The organism is Phyllobacterium sp. 22229 (assembly GCF_052056495.1).
GTDB lineage: Bacteria > Pseudomonadota > Alphaproteobacteria > Rhizobiales > Rhizobiaceae > Phyllobacterium > Phyllobacterium myrsinacearum.
Genome location: NZ_JBQEPA010000029.1, coordinates 25,415 through 44,925 on the forward strand (window position 1 = coordinate 25,415; position 19,511 = coordinate 44,925).

Annotated in this window: 19 protein-coding genes; 9 read left to right on the top strand and 10 right to left on the bottom strand. The window is 61.0% G+C overall.

Translation table 11 applies throughout. From position 1 onward, the window contains the following. Position 1: 1 nt before the first annotated feature. Entirely contained in the window at positions 2 to 349 is a 348-nt protein-coding gene (locus ACTJJ7_RS25360; RefSeq protein WP_440969211.1) for an ArsR/SmtB family transcription factor, read from the bottom strand. Between the two features lie 218 nt (positions 350 to 567). Between ACTJJ7_RS25360 and ACTJJ7_RS25365 the strand changes: the two genes are divergently transcribed. Then, complete coding sequence (locus ACTJJ7_RS25365; protein WP_440969212.1) at positions 568 to 1,443, top strand: NAD(P)H-binding protein; 876 nt, start codon at positions 568 to 570, stop codon at positions 1,441 to 1,443. A gap of 41 nt (positions 1,444 to 1,484) precedes the next feature. Here the strand turns inward: ACTJJ7_RS25365 and ACTJJ7_RS25370 are convergent, their stop codons facing one another. Further along, entirely contained in the window at positions 1,485 to 3,269 is a 1,785-nt protein-coding gene (locus ACTJJ7_RS25370) for an ABC transporter ATP-binding protein/permease (protein WP_105732083.1), read from the bottom strand. A gap of 333 nt (positions 3,270 to 3,602) precedes the next feature. Here ACTJJ7_RS25370 and ACTJJ7_RS25375 point away from each other — a divergent pair, with 333 nt between their 5' ends. Further along, complete coding sequence (locus ACTJJ7_RS25375) at positions 3,603 to 3,815, top strand: cold-shock protein (protein WP_027233379.1); 213 nt, start codon at positions 3,603 to 3,605, stop codon at positions 3,813 to 3,815. Positions 3,816 to 3,914: 99 nt separating this feature from the next. Here ACTJJ7_RS25375 and ACTJJ7_RS25380 read toward each other — a convergent pair whose 3' ends face one another. Continuing rightward, positions 3,915 to 4,946 carry a zinc-dependent alcohol dehydrogenase family protein gene (locus ACTJJ7_RS25380; protein ID WP_440969213.1) on the bottom strand — a complete coding sequence of 344 codons (1,032 nt, stop codon included), beginning with the start codon at positions 4,944 to 4,946 and terminating at the stop codon, positions 3,915 to 3,917. A gap of 123 nt (positions 4,947 to 5,069) precedes the next feature. Here ACTJJ7_RS25380 and ACTJJ7_RS25385 point away from each other — a divergent pair, with 123 nt between their 5' ends. Then, complete coding sequence (locus ACTJJ7_RS25385; protein ID WP_440969214.1) at positions 5,070 to 5,996, top strand: LysR family transcriptional regulator; 927 nt, start codon at positions 5,070 to 5,072, stop codon at positions 5,994 to 5,996. On the opposite strand, the gene ACTJJ7_RS25390 is transcribed toward ACTJJ7_RS25385, so the two are convergent. Next, entirely contained in the window at positions 5,985 to 6,611 is a 627-nt protein-coding gene (locus ACTJJ7_RS25390) for a glutathione S-transferase family protein (RefSeq protein WP_105732081.1), read from the bottom strand. The two genes, ACTJJ7_RS25385 and ACTJJ7_RS25390, sit on opposite strands and share 12 nt — an antisense overlap. 237 nt (positions 6,612 to 6,848) lie before the next feature. Between ACTJJ7_RS25390 and ACTJJ7_RS25395 the strand changes: the two genes are divergently transcribed. Together ACTJJ7_RS25395 and msrP are read left to right on the top strand one after the other, a co-directional pair. After that, positions 6,849 to 8,051 (top strand): pyridoxal phosphate-dependent aminotransferase, encoded by a 1,203-nt coding sequence (locus ACTJJ7_RS25395; RefSeq protein WP_105732080.1) that lies wholly within the window; start codon positions 6,849 to 6,851, stop codon positions 8,049 to 8,051. 140 nt (positions 8,052 to 8,191) lie between these two features. Beyond that, positions 8,192 to 9,172, top strand: a complete 981-nt coding sequence (gene msrP / locus ACTJJ7_RS25400; protein WP_440969215.1) for a protein-methionine-sulfoxide reductase catalytic subunit MsrP — start codon at positions 8,192 to 8,194, stop codon at positions 9,170 to 9,172. Between the two features lie 338 nt (positions 9,173 to 9,510). Here the strand turns inward: msrP and ACTJJ7_RS25405 are convergent, their stop codons facing one another. Both ACTJJ7_RS25405 and trxB read right to left on the bottom strand, forming a co-directional pair. Further along, positions 9,511 to 10,407, bottom strand: a complete 897-nt coding sequence (locus ACTJJ7_RS25405; RefSeq protein WP_105732078.1) for a LysR family transcriptional regulator — start codon at positions 10,405 to 10,407, stop codon at positions 9,511 to 9,513. A 60-nt stretch (positions 10,408 to 10,467) separates the two neighbouring features. Next, on the bottom strand, positions 10,468 to 11,442 hold the full coding sequence (gene trxB / locus ACTJJ7_RS25410) for a thioredoxin-disulfide reductase (RefSeq protein WP_130269843.1): 975 nt from the start codon (positions 11,440 to 11,442) through the stop codon (positions 10,468 to 10,470). A 279-nt stretch (positions 11,443 to 11,721) separates the two neighbouring features. Here trxB and ACTJJ7_RS25415 point away from each other — a divergent pair, with 279 nt between their 5' ends. Both ACTJJ7_RS25415 and ACTJJ7_RS25420 read left to right on the top strand, forming a co-directional pair. Further along, entirely contained in the window at positions 11,722 to 13,122 is a 1,401-nt protein-coding gene (locus ACTJJ7_RS25415) for a TrkH family potassium uptake protein (RefSeq protein ID WP_105732076.1), read from the top strand. 109 nt (positions 13,123 to 13,231) lie between these two features. After that, on the top strand, positions 13,232 to 13,702 hold the full coding sequence (locus ACTJJ7_RS25420; RefSeq protein WP_105732075.1) for an Lrp/AsnC family transcriptional regulator: 471 nt from the start codon (positions 13,232 to 13,234) through the stop codon (positions 13,700 to 13,702). On the opposite strand, the gene ACTJJ7_RS25425 is transcribed toward ACTJJ7_RS25420, so the two are convergent. Genes ACTJJ7_RS25425 through greA form a run of 3 tightly spaced genes read right to left on the bottom strand, consistent with a single transcriptional unit; the run spans position 13,699 to position 15,969 of the window. After that, positions 13,699 to 14,427: a glycosyltransferase family 25 protein gene (locus ACTJJ7_RS25425; protein ID WP_440969216.1), complete on the bottom strand. Its 729-nt coding sequence runs from the start codon at positions 14,425 to 14,427 to the stop codon at positions 13,699 to 13,701. The genes ACTJJ7_RS25420 and ACTJJ7_RS25425 overlap by 4 nt on opposite strands. Next, a complete protein-coding gene (locus ACTJJ7_RS25430; protein WP_130269839.1) occupies positions 14,424 to 15,524 on the bottom strand; it encodes a glycosyltransferase family 4 protein in 1,101 nt (366 codons plus the stop codon). Before ACTJJ7_RS25430 ends, ACTJJ7_RS25425 begins: the two co-directional genes overlap by 4 nt. After that, positions 15,496 to 15,969, bottom strand: a complete 474-nt coding sequence (greA, locus tag ACTJJ7_RS25435) for a transcription elongation factor GreA (RefSeq protein WP_105732072.1) — start codon at positions 15,967 to 15,969, stop codon at positions 15,496 to 15,498. Before greA ends, ACTJJ7_RS25430 begins: the two co-directional genes overlap by 29 nt. A gap of 288 nt (positions 15,970 to 16,257) precedes the next feature. On the opposite strand from greA, the gene ACTJJ7_RS25440 reads away from it, so the two are divergent. Together ACTJJ7_RS25440 and ACTJJ7_RS25445 are read left to right on the top strand one after the other, a co-directional pair. Then, positions 16,258 to 17,142 (top strand): DMT family transporter, encoded by an 885-nt coding sequence (locus ACTJJ7_RS25440; RefSeq protein ID WP_105732071.1) that lies wholly within the window; start codon positions 16,258 to 16,260, stop codon positions 17,140 to 17,142. Positions 17,143 to 17,263: 121 nt separating this feature from the next. Next, positions 17,264 to 18,223 carry an extensin-like domain-containing protein gene (locus tag ACTJJ7_RS25445; RefSeq protein WP_440969217.1) on the top strand — a complete coding sequence of 320 codons (960 nt, stop codon included), beginning with the start codon at positions 17,264 to 17,266 and terminating at the stop codon, positions 18,221 to 18,223. A 19-nt stretch (positions 18,224 to 18,242) separates the two neighbouring features. Here the strand turns inward: ACTJJ7_RS25445 and ACTJJ7_RS25450 are convergent, their stop codons facing one another. Further along, a complete protein-coding gene (locus ACTJJ7_RS25450; RefSeq protein ID WP_440969218.1) occupies positions 18,243 to 19,427 on the bottom strand; it encodes a low temperature requirement protein A in 1,185 nt (394 codons plus the stop codon). Positions 19,428 to 19,511 lie beyond the last annotated feature (84 nt).

The following is a 19,511-nucleotide window of genomic DNA, read 5'->3' on the forward strand; positions in this document are numbered from 1 at the left end:
CTCAGTTGGGCGCGCCGTCGGGATCGCCCTTCTGCAGCGCCTGTAGATAATCCTCGAGCCGGTCAAGGCTCTCGTCCCAGAAACGCCGGTAGTGGTCGAGCCAGTCCGATACTTCGCGCAGCGGCCCCGCTTCCAGCCGGCAGGGGCGCCACTGCGCCGCGCGGCTGCGCGCGATCAGCCCGGCCTGCTCCAGCATCTTCAGATGCTTTGAAACCGCCGGCATGCTCATATCGAACGGTTCTGCCAGTTCGGTGACGGATGTCTCGCCTTCGGCAAGACGCGCCAGAATGGCACGCCGCGTTGGATCGGCGAGTGCAGCCAGAATGCCGCTGAGACGGTCAGGCGTCATATTTTTTACATTACCCCTAGGTTAAATAACCAAATAGTTTAGTATTGCAAATCCGGCGGAATGTCAAGATTCGGCACCCCGATGGCAGCGGCGGCAGGAACCCGAAACCGGACCCGCCGGGCCTTGGACAAAATGCCCCTTTCGCAGGATTGACCTCAACTTAAGTTGAGGTTTTATAACCTTGGCTTCGACCGGAATCCATCCACCCAGGAGCATGTATGTTGACCGATATTGAAAGACTTACCGACGCACAGTTTCTCCGGCTGTTCCAGGCAAAACGGTTTCTCGTCACGGGCGCGACAGGCAATGTCGGGCGGCACGTCGTCAATGAACTGCTGGAGAACGGCTATCTCGTGCGGGCGCTCACCCGCGATGCGCGGCGCGCCAATCTGCCGGCCGGCGTCGAGGTGGTCGAGGGTGACCTGACGCGGACGGAAACATTCGAACGGGCGCTGGCCGGCGTGACCGGTATGCATCTGATCACCATCGGCGGCGATGACTACACCCCGCTCGACAACGGCGCCGAGATTGTCCAGCTGGCGCGCTGGGAGGGTGTGCAGCGCATCTGCGTGCTCAGCGACGGGCGGACCGGAAGCGTCGAGGCGGCGGTGGAGGCGAGCGATCTGGAATGGACGATCCTGCAGCCGGTCGATCTCATGTCCAACACGCTGGGCTGGATCAAGAGCATCAGGTCGTCCAATGTCGTGCGCGAGCCCTATGGCAGCATGGCGCGAACCCTCATCCACGAGGCGGATGTGGCGGCGGTCGCCGCCCGGATTCTCAGCCATGGCGGCCACGCCCGCAAAACCCTCAAGCTGACGGGCTGCGAAGTCCTGACCATACCGGACAAGATCAAGGCGATCAGTGCCGCCACTGGCAAGCCGATCCGTTATGTCGAGGTGAGCGAGGAGCACACCCGGCAATCCATGCGTGAACTCGGCATCGGTGAAGATGTCATCGACTATGTGGTGGCGTGGAACAGCAATCCGCCGCCGGAAGGGCGTGCCGTCACCGGAAATGTCCAGCAGGTCATCGGCCGCCCGCCCCGCCGCTTCAGCCATTGGGTCAAGGAACACGCCCCGCTGTTCATGTGAGGGCATGTGGGCTGCCGGTTATTGGCGCAGCGGCAAAGCCTCTAAACGCCGCTCAGCCCTTCGGCTTCCATGCCATGCCCGGTGGGATCGCTGACAAAGTGCAGCACCTTGGAGAACACGTGATCGCTCGTGTCCTCCCGCCCGATATGCACCACGGTCGACGCGGCAAGCTTGTCGCGCAGCACGGCCATCACCCGCTCATGCGCGTCGGCCTCCATGGCATCGAGGGATTCGTCGATGACCACCCAGCTCGGCTTGTGCAGCATCAGCCGGGCAAAGGCCAGCGACTGCTGTTCGTCATCGCTCAGCTCCCGGTCCCAGCGCGCGCGAAAGTCGAGCATGGTCTTGAGGCGGTCCAGCCCCAATTCATGCAGGGCTGAAACAAGCTCGCCGTCGGGAAAGGCATCCTTCCCGAGCGGATAGGACATCACTTCGCGCAGGCTGCCGGGCGGAAAATACGGCGAGCGCGGCATATAGAGAATGGAGGTGTCCTTGGGCAGGGCGATATTGCCCGATCCCCAGGGCCACAGACCGGCAATCGCGCGGAACAGCAGCGTCCTGTCGATGCCGGGCTCGCTGGTGATCAGCACCCGTTCGCCCTCCTTGACCACGGCTTTCCGCTCCTTCAGGCGCACGGTCGCCAGCGGTGCCGTGATCTTCAACGTGTCGAAAACCAGCTGGTTGGTCTCGGATTGCGAAAACTTGATCCGCTGCTCGACACTGTTCAGCGTGTCCATCGACTGCACGGCCTGCCGGAACGAGGTGACACGCAGAAGCGTGGCGCGCCAGTCGGCGATCGCCCCGAAATTATCGACGAACCATTTGAGCGAGGCCTGCAGCTGATTGAACGAGCCAACGGCGATGATCATACCGCCAAAGGACAGGTTGCCGGTGAAATAGACGGGAGCAGCGACGAGATAAGGCGCGACATTGGTGAACCAGCCATAGCCCGAGGTTACCCAGACCAGTTGTGTCCAGGCGGACACCAGCTTGCGGATGGCAGCGAGCAGCGCATCGACATCCAGCCCCAGCCTGACCTTTTCGTCCTGCTCGCCGCGATAAAGCGCAATGGCGTCGATATGCTCGTTCACGCGCATCAGTGAAAACCGCAGGTCGGACTCGCGCTGGTAGCGGTCGGCATTGAGCTTGATCAGCTTGCGCCCGACAAACCAGCTGATTGCCGATGCCGAACCGGCATAGAGGAATGCCGCCCACACCATGTAACCCGGAATGGAAAAACTGTAGCCGTAGACGTTGAAGACAAAGCCGCTGGAAAGCCCCCAGAGCACGCCGATGAAACTGGCCACCAGAATGGAGGCCTGCAGCAGGCCAAGACCGAGATCCGTCGACATTTCAGCCAGATGGCGCGCATCCTCATGCAGACGCTGATCGGGATTGACGCCGATCGGCCCGGAATTGGACAATTTGAAAGCCCGCCGGGGGACCAGCCATTCGCCGATGAGGTCACGGGTCAGGCCTTCGCGCAGTTTCATGCGCGTCATCTGGTTGAACCAGGCCTGCGCGACGGCCAGAACCAGCAGAACGCTGGCAATCCCCAGGAACACCAGCAGCTCACTGAGAAATGCCGGGAAATCGCGATGGGACAGCGCATCAAGGAAGCGCCCGTTCCATTGCACCAGACGGACCTGGCCGGCCGACGTGATGATGATGATGGCGAACAGCGTGAGCAGCAGGAGCACGAGCCGGTTGCGGACGGGTGAGATCCAGTAGACATCGAGGATAACGCGGAGCTGAGAAAGAAATCCGACCTGAACTTCGCCGGCAACGGCGATGGCGGACGTCTTGCTCTGTTTGTCTTCCGCCATGAGCTAGCCTCTCTGGACGGCCGTGATTCGGCTCATCCACTCTATCATTGTTGGTTCAGTTGCACCGGATAAAGCTTCGGATTTACCCAAGGGAAGTAAGGCTGAATTTTGCCCGGTCAAGGGCGGGCGCGTGACGGCGGCACGGGGCCGATTTGAATCCCGCTTGTTTCGGCTCCGATTCTGTCTTATGTATCCCGCATCGATTTATCGGTCGAGTGACTTTGCGACCTGCGTAACCCGTTGCGCTTCCTGATGAACTCCATTGCATAGGTTCGATTCCCTGGGCAGCATAGCTGTATGTTGCCTGTCTTATATCTCTGAAAGGAATTTCCCATGGCTACGGGAACAGTGAAATGGTTCAACAGCACTAAGGGCTATGGTTTCATCCAGCCTGACACCGGCGGTGCAGACGTATTCGTACACATCTCCGCTGTTGAGCGCGCAGGACTGCGCGGCCTCAATGACGGCCAGAAGGTCAACTACGAAATCGTACAGGACCGTCGTTCGGGCAAGTCGTCCGCTGACAACCTCAGCGTTGCCGGTTAATCGCCGCACGCGAAAATCGACAGGTTTTCGAATTTACAAATTTGGAAAGGCGGGATTTTAATCCCGCCTTTTTGCATTTCACCGATCGCTTGCGCTGTCTCAGCCGATCTCGACAACCACCTTGCCGAACGGTCCGCGCTCCAGATGATCGAGCGCATCGGGAAAATCCGCCATGGTGTAAACAGCATCGATGACCGGAGTGACACCCGACAGTTCGACCGCGGCAACCAGATCCTCCAATGCCCGCCGGTGTCCGACCTGAATGCCCTCGACGGCCACGCGCTTACGGGCAAACGGGCCAAAGCCGCCGGATATCTCAAAACCCTCGATGACCCCGATCAGCGAAATGCGCCCGCCGACCGCCGCCGCGCGCAGGGACTTGTCGAGATGGGCGCCACCGATCGTCTCGAGGATATGGTCGGCACCGTGATCGCCGGTCAGCCGGTAGACGGCTTCGACCCAGTCCTCGTTCTGGCGGTTGATCCCATGGTGGGCACCGAGTTCCCTGGCCCAGGCGAGCTTCCTGTCGTCGCCGGAGACAACGATGACTTCAGCGCCGTGCATCAGCGCAATCTGCATGCCGAAGATCGACACGCCGCCCGTTCCGATGACGACCACGGTCTGCCCCGCCCTGAGCTTGCCGCGCTCGACCAGAGCGGTCCATGCGGTAAGGCCGGCGCAGGGCAGCGTGCTCGACTGCAGACCGTTCAGCGTGCGCGGCGCCCGGACCGCCCAGTCCTGGTGTAGCACGACATATTCGGCCAGAACGCCCTGCATCGGCCCGCCAAGGCTGCGGCCGTTGGGATCGCGCGCCGTGCCGGGACCGCTGCCGTCGATCCAGTCCGGCAGGAAGGTCGAGATGACGGCGTCACCCGCGGCGAAGCGCGTCACACCGGGGCCGACCGCCGCGACCGTGCCGGACAGATCCGACAGCGGCGTGAGCGGTTCCGTCTGCGGCACCGGCAATCCAAAGCCGAGATCGACCAGCAGCTTGTCACGGTAATTGAGCGACGCCGCCGTGGCCTTGACCAGAATTTCACCCGGCCCCGGTGTTGGCACCGCGACCTCGACCAGTGTGAGATTGTCGCGTCCGGCCCCATTCAGCGTCCAGCGTTTCATCGTCTTCGTCATCATCTCTGTCCTTGCATGCCCCGCCAGCCGGGGTGAGGACAGTGTTTTATATGATCGTTGTACGATGCAGTTGCGCCCATTCCACCCATTATTGTATCGTCCCATTCTACAATGGAGCGTGGAATGGACCGGCTTGCAGGTATTCAGGAATTTGTCACGGTGGTGGATGCCGGCGGTTTTTCTGCCGCCGCGCAAAAACTGCACCTGTCACGCTCGGCCGTCGGCAAGGCGATCGCCCGGCTGGAGGAGCGGCTTGGCGTGCGTCTCTGCCATCGCACCACGCGGGCATTCACGCTGACGAGCGACGGCAACGCCTTCTACGCGCATTGCGTGCGCATCCTGGCCGAACTCGACATGGCGGAAGGTGCCCTGGCCTCCGACAGGGAACAACCGGCTGGCCGCCTGCGTATCAGCGTACCCGTGATATTCGGCCGTTACTGCGTCGCGCCCGTCATCGCCGACCTCTCCCGCCAGCACGCGGCGTTGCGCTTCGACGTGTCTTTCACCGACCGGCCGGTGGACCTGATCGAGGAAGGCTATGACCTTGTTGTCCGCAACGCAGTCCTGCCCGACAGCGCCGTCCTCACCGCCCGCCGCATTGCGCGCCAGCGCATGACCATCTGTGCAGCGCCGTCCTATCTCGCCGCACGTGGAACCCCGCGCGCCATCGAGGATATCGCCGGGCACGACTCCATCGTCTATGGCCGCGACGGCAATACCCGGCCCTGGCTTTTCCCTGACGGCAAGGGCGGTACCTATGCGGCCCCGGCCCGCACCCGGCTGATCCTCGATGATCTGGATAGCGCTGCCGATATGGCGGTCGCGGGCATGGGGCTCGCCTGGCTGCCCTGCTGGCTTATTCGCGCGCGGGTGCACAGCGGTAGCCTTGTCCGGGTCCTGCCCGACGTCGAACCGCTGGTTTTCGACACCTATGCGGTCTGGCCGCGGGCGCCCTTCATGCCGGCGCGCATGCGCGTGCTGATCGATGCCCTCGCCTCCCGCCTGCCGGGCATGACCGGAACGGGCGATGAGATCAAATCAGCCGCCTGACGCCTCCGGCAGCCAGGTGATCGGCACGTGCCCCTCGTCGCCCGCAACCCGGCTCAGCCATTTCGCCACGGACGGATAGGCCGAAAGGTCATAGCCGCCCTGGTTCGCCTCGTGGGTATAGGCATAGAGCGCGATATCGGCGACGCTGATCGCGTCACCGGCGAAATAGGGCGTCTTCTGCAACTGCTGTTCCATGACGAGCAGCGCCTTGTTGCCGCCTTCCAGCGTTGCCGCCAGCCGCTCCGGCGTCGCATCCTTCGCCCGCTCCGGATAGACCAGCAGGGCGCGGCGCACCGCAATATTGGGTTCATGCGTGTACTGTTCGAAGAACAGCCATTGATACATCAGTGCGCGCGCATAGGAATCATCAGGGATGAACCGGGTTCCCTCGGCCAGATAGAGCAGGATGGCATTGGACTCCGCCAGGAACCGGCCGTCGTCAAGCTCCAGCAGCGGCACCTTGCCGTTGGGATTCTTGGCGGTGAATTCCGGTTTTCGCGTCGATCCGTCCGCCGATGAAATGGCCACATGCTCGAACGGCAGGCCAAGCTTGGCCATCAGCAGGCGCGGCTTGTAGCAGTTTCCGGAACTGAGCTGCGAATAGAGTATCGGCATGGCTGGTCTCCTGTGGCGGGCAAATATCACCGCTGGTGTCCGGTCTCATCGGTTTGCGTGAAACATCCCATGAACGGGGCTGATGCTTTGAATGTTTCATGTCACACCCTGCATAGAAACAGCGCGATGTGAAGCCTTTTGCGCACGCTTTTGCTTGCGATTCCCCGCCTGTTGCGACATAGCAGACCCGCACACCGGCTACCCCTTGTCAAACACCCGCTTCAGGAGAACGATACCATGGCATTCCTCGCCGACGCCCTTTCCCGCGTGAAGGTTTCCGCAACGATTGCGATCACCCAGAAAGCACGCGATCTGAAAGCCGAAGGCCGGGACGTGATCTCGCTCTCCGTTGGCGAGCCGGATTTTGACACGCCCGAGAACATCAAGGAAGCCGCCATTGCCGCCATCCGCCGCGGTGAAACCAAGTACACTCCGGTTTCCGGCATCGTGCCGCTGCGCGAGGCGATTACCCGCAAGTTCAAGCGCGAGAACGAACTGGAATACAAGCCGAGCCAGACCATTGTCTCCACGGGCGGCAAGCATGTCATCTACAACGCGCTGCTCGCCACGCTCAACCCCGGCGACGAAGTCATCTGCGTTGCGCCGTACTGGGTGAGCTACCCGGAAATGGTGGCGCTGTGCGGCGGCACGCCGGTCATCGTATCGGCCACGCAGCAGCATGAGTTCAAGCTGCAGCCGGAGGACCTCGAACGCGCCATCACGCCGAAGACCAAATGGGTCATTCTCAATTCGCCATCCAATCCGTCGGGTGCCGCCTACAGCTGGGATGAGCTGAAGAAACTCACCGATGTTCTCGTGCGTCATCCGCATGTCTGGGTTCTCACCGACGACATGTATGAGCACCTGACCTATGGCGACTTCAAATTCGTCACCCCGGCGCAGGTCGAGCCAAGCCTCTATGACCGCACCCTGACCATGAACGGCGTGTCGAAAGCCTATGCCATGACCGGCTGGCGCATCGGTTATGCCGCCGGACCGCAGGCGCTGATCAACGCCATGGACATGGTGCAGGGCCAGCAGACATCCGGCACCAGCGCGATTTCGCAATGGGCCGCCGTCGAGGCGCTGGATGGCACGCAGGAACACCTGCCGGTGTTCAAGAAGGCATTCGAAGGCCGCCGCGATCTCATCGTTTCCATGCTGAACCAGGCGCCGCTGCTGCAGTGCCCGAAGCCGGAAGGCGCATTCTACGTCTATCCGTCCTGCGCCGCGGCCATCGGTAAGACAGCGCCGTCGGGCAAGGTGATCGAAACCGACGAGGATTTTGTCAGCGAACTGCTGTCGAGCGAAGCCGTTGCCGCCGTGCACGGCTCGGCCTTCGGCCTTGGACCGAACCTGCGCATTTCCTACGCGACATCGGATGCCAAGCTCGAGGAAGCCGGCAAGCGCATCCAGCGCTTCTGCGCCAGCCTGCGCTGATCGTACAACCGGATTGAAAATACCAGGGGGCCGTATCGGCCCCTTTTTCTTTGCCGCAAAAGCTTCACGGCTTTGTGTTGATCGTTCTTGCGTGGAAATGGCATATTTCCACCGCAACGCCGCAGAGATGAAAGACAGTCATGGCCGCCATTCACCGCAAGCCCGCCTGGGCGATAGCCGAAACCCTGGCAACCCCGGAGGCGGCATTCCTCAACCGGCGGTCGATCCTGCAGGCCTGGGGCCTTGGTGCGCTGGCAACCGCTGCACTCACAGCATTACCGAAAGTGGCGCGCGCCGAGGGAGATCGCAAACCTGCGGGCAATCCGGCGCTTTATCCCGCCAAGCGCAATGACGCCTATAAGCTCGATCGCAGCCTGACACCGGAAGCGATCAACGCGACATACAACAATTTCTACGAGTTCGGATCGGACAAGGGCATTTATGCCGAGGCGCGGAGCCTCATCACCAACCCATGGGCGATCGACATCGGTGGCATGGTGGAAAAACCTTTCACCATCGAATTTGCCGACCTTGAAGCGAAAATTCCGCTGGAGGAGCGTCTCTACCGCCACCGCTGCGTCGAGGCCTGGTCGATGACCATTCCCTGGACCGGCTTTTCCCTGTCCAGACTGGTCGAACTGGCGAAACCGCTCGCCTCGGCCAAATATATCCGCTTCGAGACCTTCAACGATCCGTCCATGGCCAGCGGCCAGAACGGCTTTCTCTATAGCTGGCCCTATGTGGAGGGCGTCACCATGGCGGAGGCCGCCAACGAGCTCGCCTTCCTGGTGACAGGCGCCTATGGCAAGCCCCTGCTCAACCAGTTCGGCGCGCCGATCCGCCTCGCTTTGCCGTGGAAATACGGGTTCAAGTCAATCAAATCGATCCGCAAGATCAGCTTCACCGACAAGCGGCCGGTGAGTTTCTGGGAAGAGCTGGCATCGAACGAGTACGGTTTCTGGGCCAACGTCAATCCGACGGTGGCGCATCCCCGCTGGAGCCAGGCGCAGGAGCGCGTGCTGCACACGGGTGAAACCGTGCCAACCCTGCTGTTCAACGGCTATGGCGATCAGGTCGCGTCCCTCTACACGGGGCTTGAAAACGAAACGCTTTATCGCTGATTTTGTGGAAACATACCCCAGAAAAGAAAAGAGGCCGGACAATTGCCCGGCCTTAAGTTTTGAAGGATGCCATTTCTGGCAAAACCTCCAGAGGGGAACACTAGCGGATGCGCAATGGGAGGAGGAGACGCATCGGCTAGTGATGTGGATATGGGCCCTTTAACCGCTTCTTGCAATCCCCCAATTGTGCAATGCACCCATGCACCAAATGCATACCGACAATTTATCGGCATTTTTGAAATGAGAGCGCACCTTTGCGATGCAATCCGGCAAGATCATGCTCCGAATCTGCCTGCTTTCGAAAGAAAAATTTTTCGCAAAAATGCAGAAACAGCCGGTCAATAGGACCAGGTGCGCGCCTTCGAGAAAAGGAAATCCCGAAACACGTGCAATTTCGCTGCGTTCTTGATTCCCTCGGGATAACAGAAGAACGTATCGAAGGATGGCAGCTCCATCTCCGGCAACAGGCGCACCAGGGTCGAATCTTTCTCGACCATGTAATCGGGAAGCACGCCGAGGCCGACGCCCTTCTGGATGGCGCGCTTGATCGACAGGAGATTGTTGATCTGCAGAACGGCGGGGCGCAGATTGCCGTCGGACCGGCCGATCCCTTCCAGCCAGTTGAGATTGGTCAGGTACGACGGCGCCGGTTCGCCGAAGCTGACGATGCGGTGGGAATCGATCTCGTCGATGTTTTCGATCTTGCCGTATTTGGCGATGTAGCCCGGCGAGGCGTAGACGTGCATATGCACGGTGAACAACCGCCGCTGGATCAGATCGGGCTGCTGCGGCTGGCGCAGGCGGATGGCGCAATCCGCATGGCGCATCGTCAGATCCAGCTCTTCATTGTCGAGCAGCAGCTGCAGCTGCACTTCCGGATAAAGTTCGATGAATTCCTGCACCCGCTCGATCAGCCAGCCGGAGCCAAGACCAACAGTGGTGGTAACGCGCAGCTTGCCCGACGGGCGGTCCTTGCTTTCGGTCAGGCGCGAGCGGACGTTTTCCAGCTTCATCAGCACTTCGTGCGCCGTGCGGTACAGCACCTCGCCCTGCTCGGTCAGGATAAGGCCGCGCGCATGCCGGTGAAACAGGGGAACGCCGACATCCTGCTCCAATGCGCTCACCTGGCGGGAGATGGCCGATTGCGACAGATGCAGCGTCTCGGCGGCATGGGTGAACGACCCAGCCTCCGCCGCAGCATGGAATATTCGCAATTTGTCCCAGTCAAGCGACATGGCGCAGTCTCTCCCCCATTCCGGTTCCGCATATCGCAACCGGCCTTATCTCAAACGCCCTTATTCGGCAGCCTGGCGCACCGGTTCCTGTGCCGCCAGCCAGCGCTCGGCCTCAAGGGCCGCCATGCAGCCCATTCCGGCCGCAGTCACCGCCTGACGATAGATATCGTCGGTGACATCGCCAGCTGCGAAAACACCGGGAACATCGGTCGCCGTCGAATCCGCTGCGGTCCACAGATAGCCATTCGGCTTATGCTTGAGTTTCCCCTTGAACAGTTCAACTGCCGGTGCATGGCCGATCGCCACAAAGACACCGTCCGTCGCAACATCCGTCGTCTCGCCCGTCTTGACATTCTTCAGGCGCACGCCGGAAACCGATGCGGCCATAGGCGGCTTTGCCTCTGTACCCGTGATTTCGTCGATGACGTTGTCCCAGACGACTTTGACATTTTCGCGGGCAAACAGGCGGTCCTGCAGAATTTTTTCGGCACGGAAATGATCGCGGCGGTGCACGACCGTGACGGACTTGGCCAGGTTGGCAAGATAAAGCGCTTCCTCGACGGCCGTATTGCCGCCGCCGACAACGACGACATCCTTGTTGCGGTAGAAGAAACCGTCGCAGGTGGCACAGGCGGAAACGCCGAAGCCCATGAAGGCCTGTTCGGTCGGAATTCCAAGCCATTTCGCCTGTGCGCCAGTCGCAATGATCAGCGCATCGCAGGTGTACTGCGTGCCGCCGTCGCCGACGAGACGGAACGGCCGGCTGGAAATGTCCACTTCCGTGATGATGTCGTGGATGATCTCGGCGCCGACATGTTCGGCCTGGATACGCATCTGGTCCATCATCCAGGGCCCCTGCACCGGATCGGCATAGCCCGGATAGTTCTCCACATCCGTGGTGATCATCAGCTGGCCGCCCTGCTGCAATCCGGCGACAATCACTGGTTTCAGGTTGGCGCGGGCCGCATAGATGGCTGCGGTATAACCGGCAGGACCGGAACCGATAATGAGGACGGGCACGTGGCGCTGTGACATATCAAGACCTATAAGAACAGATGTTCAGCCAGAACGGGTTGGGAGCAGACTTGTGATCATTTCCAATGCCATAAGGTAGTGGGTCAGCCCCCTCCGTTGCAAGGTCTGCGCGTGATATAGCCCGGTTAGCCACAGCTTGTACGCGGTGTTTTGCCGTTTGGCGTGCATTGTGGCGCGGGGTGGAACCGGTTATGAAACATTCTCATGTCCCTGCTGCCAGTCTGAGGTCCGCTCATTTTTCGCACCATCATCAATATTTGCGCGCGATTTGGTCTGATCATGGCGGCGGCCATGCTGATTCCCGCCGCTGTTGATCTGCACATCGGCAACCGGGACTGGATCACTTTCGTGGAATCGGCGATTTTCACCGGTGTTCTCTGCGGGCTTGTTGCCCTGGCCACCCACAATCCCGACATCCGGTTTACCCCGCGCCTCGGCTTTCTCCTGATCGTTTCCGTCTGGCTCACGGCGGCGCTGCTCGGTTCCCTTCCCCTCTATTTCTCGACGCTGCCGATCAGTTTCGCCAAGGCGCTGTTCGAATCCATGTCCGGCATCACGTCGACGGGCGCCACCGTGCTGACCGGGCTCGATGCCATGCCGCGCGGCATCCTGCTCTGGCGCTCGCTCCTGTGCTGGTTCGGCGGTTTCGGTTTCGTCGGCCTCGGCCTGTTGCTGCTGCCGTCGCTGCGGGTGGGCGGCATCCAGCTCCTGCACATGGAATCCTCCGACAAGTCGGAAAAGATCCTGCCGCGCATCCACCAGATCGCCACCGGCATCATCATCGCCTATGTCAGCCTGACGGTGCTGTGTACCCTGTCTTATTTCGCCGCCGGCATGGGCATGTTCGATGCGGTCAATCACGGCATGACGACCGTCGCCACCGCCGGCTTTTCCACCCACGATTCATCCCTGGGCTTTTATGCCCACAACCGGGCCATTCTCGTCATCGCCACCATCTTCATGATGCTCGGCGCCCTGCCCTTCGTGCTCTACATCAAGGCGGTCATGCCGCAGCGCCTGACCTCGCTCGCCGACCCGCAGGTGACATTGTTCTTCGTCATCGTCATCGGCCTCAGCTTTTTCCTGGCGGTGGGGCTCACGCTGGAAACCGGAATCGGGTTCGGCGATGCCCTGATTGCCGCCGCATTCAACCTTGTATCGATTATCTCAACCACAGGTTTTGCAACCGAAGATTATACGCGCTGGGGGCCGGAAGCCCTTGGCATTTTCTTCATCGTGACATTCATCGGCGGCTGTGCCGGGTCGACCTCCGGCGGTATCAAGCTCAATCGCCTGATCATCCTCTGGCAATTGGCATCCGCCAGCCTGACCCGGCTGATCATGCCGAATGCCGTTATCAAAATGCGCTATGGCCGCGCCGAAATCAGCCCGCAGGTCGCGCAATCCGCCCTGCTCTTCATCTTTCTCTACATGTCGTCCCTGGTCGTCGGCGCTACGGCGCTGACGATCCTCGGCAACGATCTCGGCACGTCCATCACCGGCGCCCTCACGGCGCTTTCCAATGTCGGGCCGGGCTTTGGCGATACGATCGGGCCGGTCGGCAACTTTTCAACGCTCAGCGACCCATCGCTTCTGCTCCTGAGCTATCTCATGCTGGCGGGCCGGCTGGAAATCATCACGGTCGTCATTCTGTTTACACGCAGCTTCTGGAGCCGGTAGGTCCATGCTATGAACCTGTTTGCAACCGGATGCGAATGCATTACACAGCGGCAGGAATCGCCTATGGTACTCGCCGTAAGCGCCTTTTTGACAGGGATATAATCAGACCATGCCTTTGAAGGCGGACTTGGACGAGATCGACTGGAAAATCCTGAAACAGCTTCAGGATAATGGCCGCATCACCAATGTGGAGCTTGCCGAGCGCGTCGGCATATCGGCGCCGCCCTGCCTGCGCCGGGTGCGCAAGCTGGAGGAAAGCGGCATCATCCAGGGCTACAGGGCCATCCTGAACGGCTCGATCCTCGGTCAGGATATCGTTGCCTTCTGCATGATCAGGCTGCACCGGCAATCGGACGCCGACCTGAAGAGCTTTGCCGAAAAGACCAACAGCTGGACCATCGTGCGCCGGGCATGGATGGTGTCGGGCGAATCCGACTTCCTCCTGCATTGCGTGGCCAGCGACATCAGCATTTTCCAGAATTTCGTCATTGAAGACCTGACATCGACGCCGAATGTCGATTCCGTCCGCACCTCGCTGACCATCCGTTCGGTCAAGAACGAACCGCTGATGGTGCTCTAACAGCGTATTTTCGAATAGAAAAACAGGAGAAACCGGTAAGCTGGCCGCAGCACTTCGCGCTTCAGCTTGTCCGAAAGCGTTTTCTTGCCCTGAACCACCGTGCCGCCCAGGTTGAAATCGATCTCGCGGATGGTGATCGGCCGGGCGGACAGCATGCGCACGGGATGCAGCCAGCGCATCTGCAGCGTGGTGTCCACCGGCCGGTCGAACCGCGTCGTTGCTGCAAGCAGCGCAATGGCGGCATCACGGCCGATGAGCTGCATCTGCATGCCGAGACCGGGCAATGCGGGCTGCATGATGGCGTTGCCATCCTGGCGGGCGACATCGCCGCCTTTTTCGCCCCGCGTCCAGCGCGGGAAGCGGATGTAATCGCCGGGCTGCACCGTCTCCATCGCCAGCTTCAGCTGCGCGGCAAAGCCCGGATCGATATCGACATCGTCCTCAATGACCAGCCCCGCATCGAGATTGCCATCGACAATCGCCTGCCATGCTTTTCGATGCGAGAGAAAGCAGGCGATTTCCGTGGTGCGTAACAGGAAGGGATAGGGCGGGAAATGCCGGGATGTCCGGCTATAGACCGCTGCGATTTCGCTCTCAACGAGCTGCTGCGCGTCGATGGCATCGATAATCTGCGCTGCAACAGGCAGCCGCTGCATCAAAGCCCTGACATGCGCGCCGCGTTTTTCAGCGCGTTTGAGGTGAATGATGAACGCGGAAACCTTCATGATCCGGCCCGGATGCTGCCCGCGAACAGGCGCTCATAGACGGTCAGGATTTTCGCTGCTTCATTCTGCAGCGGGAAATGTTCCCGCACATGCTCGAGCCCGGCCTTTCCGGCTTCCTCGCATTTTGCCGGATCGGCGAGATAGCGTTCGATGGCCTCTTCCAGCGCCGGCCGGTCACCCGCCGGAACGACGGTGCCCGTGGCGCGTTCGACCATCTCCGCATAGGCGCCGGCATCGCTGGTCACAACGGCAGTCTGCGACGCCATGGCTTCCAGCGGCGTCAGGCCGAAACCTTCATTGCGCGACGGCGCGACATAAAGGGTCATGCGGCGGTACCAGAGTTTTACGTCGGGCACTTCGCCCAGGAAGACCAGGCGGTCCTGCAATCCGGCCCTGGCAATCCTGTCGCGCAGTGCCTGCTCGAAGCCCTTGTGCTCGGCAGTTGTCCGGCCGGTCATGACGGCCGTCCATTCGGGATAGCGCGGCAGGAGATTGATCATGGCATCGACGAAAAGATCCGTGCCCTTCGAATGGCGAATACGCCCGGAACAGCCGACGAGATATTTTCCCGGCAGGCCGGAGGCGGCAAAGGCATCCTCGGGTGTTGCCGGCGGATGGAACGTGTCCGTGTCCACGCCGTGCATGATGACGGTGTGCGGCACCTGCAGATAGCTGCCGGATTTGGCGCTGGTGGCAATCACGGCGTTCATCCGCCGGATCAGCCATTTGGTGAAGGGCTTGTGGTCGCGCTGCGCTGCCGAGGTGAAAAGCAGCGACAGCTTCATGCGCAGGACATGGCGCATCAGAATGCCCGCAAGCATTTCATTGTTGCGGCGGGCATGCCAGATGCGGAAGGGCCTGGTCTTGGGCCTGAACCAGAAACCGGGCAGCGAACGCCACCCGATTTTCGGCAGGTTGCCGGGAAGACCCGGCCCCATGGCCACGATTTTGAGGCCGTTGGCCCGCTGCAGCGGAATAAGCTGCACGATAGTCGAGGTGACCCCGGAAAGCTTGCGCTTGAAATTCGGAGCGATCACCTCGACGTTGCTTACCGGTTCCGGCACGGTATCAGGCGAACTTGAACCCGACGATTTCATACGAACGGGCGCCGCCCGGTGCATTGACCTCGATCGTGTCGCCTTCGCTCTTGCCGATGAGGGCACGCGCGATGGGTGAGGAAATGGAAATGCGGCCAGCCTTCGGATCAGCCTCCTGATCGCCGACGATCTGGTAGATCTTCTTGTCTTCCGTATCTTCGTCGATCAGCTGGACGGTGGCGCCAAACTTGATCTTGTCGCCGGACAATTTCGAGATATCGATGATCTCGGCATGCCCGATATAGCCTTCCAGCTCGCTGACGCGGCCTTCATTGTGGCTCTGGGCTTCCTTGGCGGCATGATACTCGGCATTTTCCGAGAGGTCGCCATGGGCGCGCGCTTCCGAAATTGCCTGGATGATGCGGGGCCGCTCTTCCTGCTGGCGCCAGCGCAATTCTTCCTTGAGCTTGTCAAATCCGCCTTGAGTCATCGGGACCTTTTCCATGCCCTCTCCTTTCGCAGTCAAGTGTCAAATGCGCCCCGCCAGGGCCGCGCGACACAAAAAGAAAACGGTCACCGAAGCTCAAGACTTCGGAACCGTTCAGTCATTCGTCGTTTAATATAGCACTCTTTCCGGCGATTTCACGAAGAAAGTAGAAAATGTCGCGGATCAGCCGGTTTTGCCTGTGCGGCCGGGGAGCAATGCCCGGTTCGAGGGCCTTGCAGTCCATCGCGGCAACCGATAGAGCGGGTTGCGGCCAAGGGACGACCGCGGATATTCTGTGGATCCACCATGACGCAAGGCCGTGCCAATCTGTTGCTGCTTGTCGCAGGCGCCATCTGGGGCCTCGGTTTTGTTGCGCAGGCGAGCGCCGTCGGCAATGTCGGCGCCTTTCTGTTCATCGGACTGCGCTTCGCCTTGGCAAGCCTCACCGTTGCGCCGCTGGCATGGCGCGAAGCACGGCTGGCCAGGCATAGGCTCACCCGCCGGGACTACGGCAGCTTTATCTTCATCGGCCTGTTCCTGTCGGTCGGCTCGGTTCTCCAGCAGATGGGCCTTGCCACGACAACGGTCACCAATTCCGGCTTTCTCACCGGCCTCTATGTGGTCATGGTGCCGATCCTCGGTGTCCTCATGTTCTGGAGCTGGCCGAGCCCCATTGTCTGGCCCTGTGCCCTGACGGCGCTGGGCGGCATCTATCTCCTGTCGGGCGGGCAGCTCAACAATCTGACGACCGGCGACTGGCTGACCATCCTGTGCGCCGTCTTCTGGGCGCTGCAGATCATCTTCATCAACCGTCTCGCGCATGAAAACGGCCGGCCCTTCATGCTTTCCTTCGTGCAGTTCCTGACCTGCGCCATCTTCGGCTTTACCCTCGCCGCCTTCATGGAACCGTTCAACTGGCCGTCGGTCATGCTGTCCTGGCCAGCCATTCTCTTCGGCGGGGTGTTCTCCTGCGGCATTGCTTTTACCCTGCAGGCAGTCGGCCAGCGCTATACCAGCGCGCCGCAGGCGGCGATCATGCTGTCCTCCGAAGCCCTGTTCGCGGCGCTCTTCGGCGCCATCCTTCTCGGCGAGCGCATGACGGTCCACGGTATGATCGGCTGTGCGCTGATCTTCACCGCCATGATCACCGTTGAAATCGTCCCGGCCCTGCGCAACCGGGCGGACGCATAGGGCGCCGCCGCTGCCTTGTTGCCGACATAGGCATTACCGCCGCCGCTGACCTTTCATTTACACTTTAGTCTTATTTTATCGCCTGTCTGCGCTTGGTTTCAGGCGAAAAGGATGTGGTGACATGAGTTTTGCGTTGTCGTCCGCCGTGCCCTTGAGGCGCCTTACGACCGTCTTTATCCTATGCACGGCGACCGCGCTCAGCGCTTGCGGCATGGGCGATGTGCGCCGCCCGCAGGCCAATGTCGGCCACGGCTCGAGCCCCACGGAGTCCGGCGACTATATCGCGGTTGCACCCGCCGCTCCGCCTCCTGAAACTTCCCTCGCTGACAATTCCCTGGCAGGCGAAGAAAACCGCATTGCCAACAATGAAGCGGATCAGCCGGTGGCGCAGGCGCAGAACCTAGCCGCCGCGCAGCCCGTCATGACCGAAGAAAACCACGCGCTGGCGAGCCGCGAACAGAATTACGGCTATGCCGGCGGCGGTCTGCGCGATCCCATGGCGCGTAGCGAAAGCCGCTACACCATGCCCGCCGGTGAAATCGCCTGCCGGACCCAGCTCAAGCAGCTTGGCGTCGTCTTTCAGGAGCGCGCGCCCATCAATGATGGCGGCGTGTGCCGTATCGACAATCCGCTGACGGTCAGCGGCTTCGCCAGCGGCCAGATCCGCCTGAAACCAAGTGCGACGTTGAACTGCCAGATGACGCTGGCCTTTGCCCGCTGGGTCAAGGGCGACCTGCAGCCATCGACGCGGCTGCGCTATCTCTCCGGCGTCAACACCATTCATCAGGCCTCGAGCTATTCCTGCCGCACCATGAGCAACCGGCCGGGCGCCAATATGTCCGAACATTCCAAGGGCAATGCGCTGGATATCGCCAAGATCACCCTGAACAACGGCACCGACATCAAGGTGCAGAAGCCGGGATTCTTCGCCTTCCGGCAGCGCGGCCTGCTCAACAATGTCCGCTCCGATGCCTGCGATTACTTCACCACGGTGCTCGGCCCCGGCTACGATATTTTCCACCGCGACCATTTCCACTTCGATCTGATGCAGCGGCGCAACGGCCATCGCGCCTGCCGTTAGGGTCAGAACCCCAGCGCTTTCAGTGGTGGCTGGGTTCCCTGATCCGTCCGGCATATTCCCAGACCGTCACCACGATCAGGATCAGGCTGGTTGCCGCCCCGAGCACCAGCGGCGACAGCGCGCCGCCCACGAAGGCCAGAACGGCGCACAGGACCAGTCCCACCATGTGCGACAGCGGCGGCCTGCCCTCCACATAGCCCTTGAACAGCAGGTTGCCGATGAGATAGAGCGCCGTTCCGCCGATCGAGGTCCAGAGAACCGAGGGCGCGGAATGACCGAGCGGATGCGCCAGCACCAGCTCATCGGAAACGGCCACCACGATGATGCCGGCCACCAGCAGCACATGGATATAGGTGTAGGCGACGCGGGCGATGCGGCCGGGATCGTCGGTCGAGGCGATCTTGTGATGCGCGCGCAGCTGCCCGACGTTGAAATAGATCAGCCACATGGCGACCGAAGCCACGAAGGTCGTCAGGAAGGCCGAGAATGAAATGAAGGTCCATTCCTGCTCGGCGAATGTCGCCCCCGATACGAGGATGGATTCTCCGAGCGCGATGATGATGAACAGCGCGGCACGCTCGGCCATATGGTCGCCGTCCACATCCCAGTCCGCCGTGCTGGACGCGCCGAGGCCGGGGGTGCGAAAACCCAGCGCCGGACCCGCCAGTTCGATCAGCAGCGCAACCAGCCAGAAAAACACGCGGTTTTCCGGATCGGCCAGCCCGCCGCTGATCCAGAACACGGCGGAGACGCCAAGCCAGCTCGAGATTCGCACGAAGTTGAGATAGTTGGAGCGGTTGTGGTGGCGCATCGCCCACACCACGAAGAGCGAGCGGCCCAGCTGCATGGTGGAGAATGCCAGGGCAAAAACCAGCCCGCGGCCGGCAAAGGCCGTGGGTATGGAGGTCGACAGCACCAGCCCCGCCAGCATAAGCACGAACAGCATCATCCGGACCGGCGGCGTCGTCGGATCGAGCCAGTTGGTCGCCCACGCGGTATAGACCCATACCCACCAGATCGCCGCGAGCAGCAGCGCGCTTTCGCCAAGCCCCTTGAGGCTGAGGTCATGCAGCAGGAAATGCGAAATCTGGGTGACGGCAAAGACGAAGACGAGATCGAAGAACAGCTCGACGAAATCGACTTTCGCGCTGTCGCTCCCGCCCCGTATGCGTGCGTAGTTCCGGATTGCCCCCGACAGTGCCATGCATCCCCCTCCAACATCTTGCCCTTGAAAAAGGCTGCCCGATTAATGCTGCCAATCCAAGCCTTTTACGATGTTAATCACAGG

What these genes read in the sequence shown, in the direction of transcription:
- ACTJJ7_RS25360 (WP_440969211.1), bottom strand. Translation starts at nt 349, where the DNA reads ATGACGCCTGACCGTCTCAGCGGCATTCTGGCTGCACTCGCCGATCCA.
- ACTJJ7_RS25365 (WP_440969212.1), top strand. Translation starts at nt 568, where the DNA reads ATGTTGACCGATATTGAAAGACTTACCGACGCACAGTTTCTCCGGCTG.
- ACTJJ7_RS25370 (WP_105732083.1), bottom strand. Translation starts at nt 3,269, where the DNA reads ATGGCGGAAGACAAACAGAGCAAGACGTCCGCCATCGCCGTTGCCGGC.
- ACTJJ7_RS25375 (WP_027233379.1), top strand. Translation starts at nt 3,603, where the DNA reads ATGGCTACGGGAACAGTGAAATGGTTCAACAGCACTAAGGGCTATGGT.
- ACTJJ7_RS25380 (WP_440969213.1), bottom strand. Translation starts at nt 4,946, where the DNA reads ATGACGAAGACGATGAAACGCTGGACGCTGAATGGGGCCGGACGCGAC.
- ACTJJ7_RS25385 (WP_440969214.1), top strand. Translation starts at nt 5,070, where the DNA reads ATGGACCGGCTTGCAGGTATTCAGGAATTTGTCACGGTGGTGGATGCC.
- ACTJJ7_RS25390 (WP_105732081.1), bottom strand. Translation starts at nt 6,611, where the DNA reads ATGCCGATACTCTATTCGCAGCTCAGTTCCGGAAACTGCTACAAGCCG.
- ACTJJ7_RS25395 (WP_105732080.1), top strand. Translation starts at nt 6,849, where the DNA reads ATGGCATTCCTCGCCGACGCCCTTTCCCGCGTGAAGGTTTCCGCAACG.
- msrP (WP_440969215.1), top strand. Translation starts at nt 8,192, where the DNA reads ATGGCCGCCATTCACCGCAAGCCCGCCTGGGCGATAGCCGAAACCCTG.
- ACTJJ7_RS25405 (WP_105732078.1), bottom strand. Translation starts at nt 10,407, where the DNA reads ATGTCGCTTGACTGGGACAAATTGCGAATATTCCATGCTGCGGCGGAG.
- trxB (WP_130269843.1), bottom strand. Translation starts at nt 11,442, where the DNA reads ATGTCACAGCGCCACGTGCCCGTCCTCATTATCGGTTCCGGTCCTGCC.
- ACTJJ7_RS25415 (WP_105732076.1), top strand. Translation starts at nt 11,722, where the DNA reads ATGGCGGCGGCCATGCTGATTCCCGCCGCTGTTGATCTGCACATCGGC.
- ACTJJ7_RS25420 (WP_105732075.1), top strand. Translation starts at nt 13,232, where the DNA reads ATGCCTTTGAAGGCGGACTTGGACGAGATCGACTGGAAAATCCTGAAA.
- ACTJJ7_RS25425 (WP_440969216.1), bottom strand. Translation starts at nt 14,427, where the DNA reads ATGAAGGTTTCCGCGTTCATCATTCACCTCAAACGCGCTGAAAAACGC.
- ACTJJ7_RS25430 (WP_130269839.1), bottom strand. Translation starts at nt 15,524, where the DNA reads ATGAAATCGTCGGGTTCAAGTTCGCCTGATACCGTGCCGGAACCGGTA.
- greA (WP_105732072.1), bottom strand. Translation starts at nt 15,969, where the DNA reads ATGGAAAAGGTCCCGATGACTCAAGGCGGATTTGACAAGCTCAAGGAA.
- ACTJJ7_RS25440 (WP_105732071.1), top strand. Translation starts at nt 16,258, where the DNA reads ATGACGCAAGGCCGTGCCAATCTGTTGCTGCTTGTCGCAGGCGCCATC.
- ACTJJ7_RS25445 (WP_440969217.1), top strand. Translation starts at nt 17,264, where the DNA reads ATGAGTTTTGCGTTGTCGTCCGCCGTGCCCTTGAGGCGCCTTACGACC.
- ACTJJ7_RS25450 (WP_440969218.1), bottom strand. Translation starts at nt 19,427, where the DNA reads ATGGCACTGTCGGGGGCAATCCGGAACTACGCACGCATACGGGGCGGG.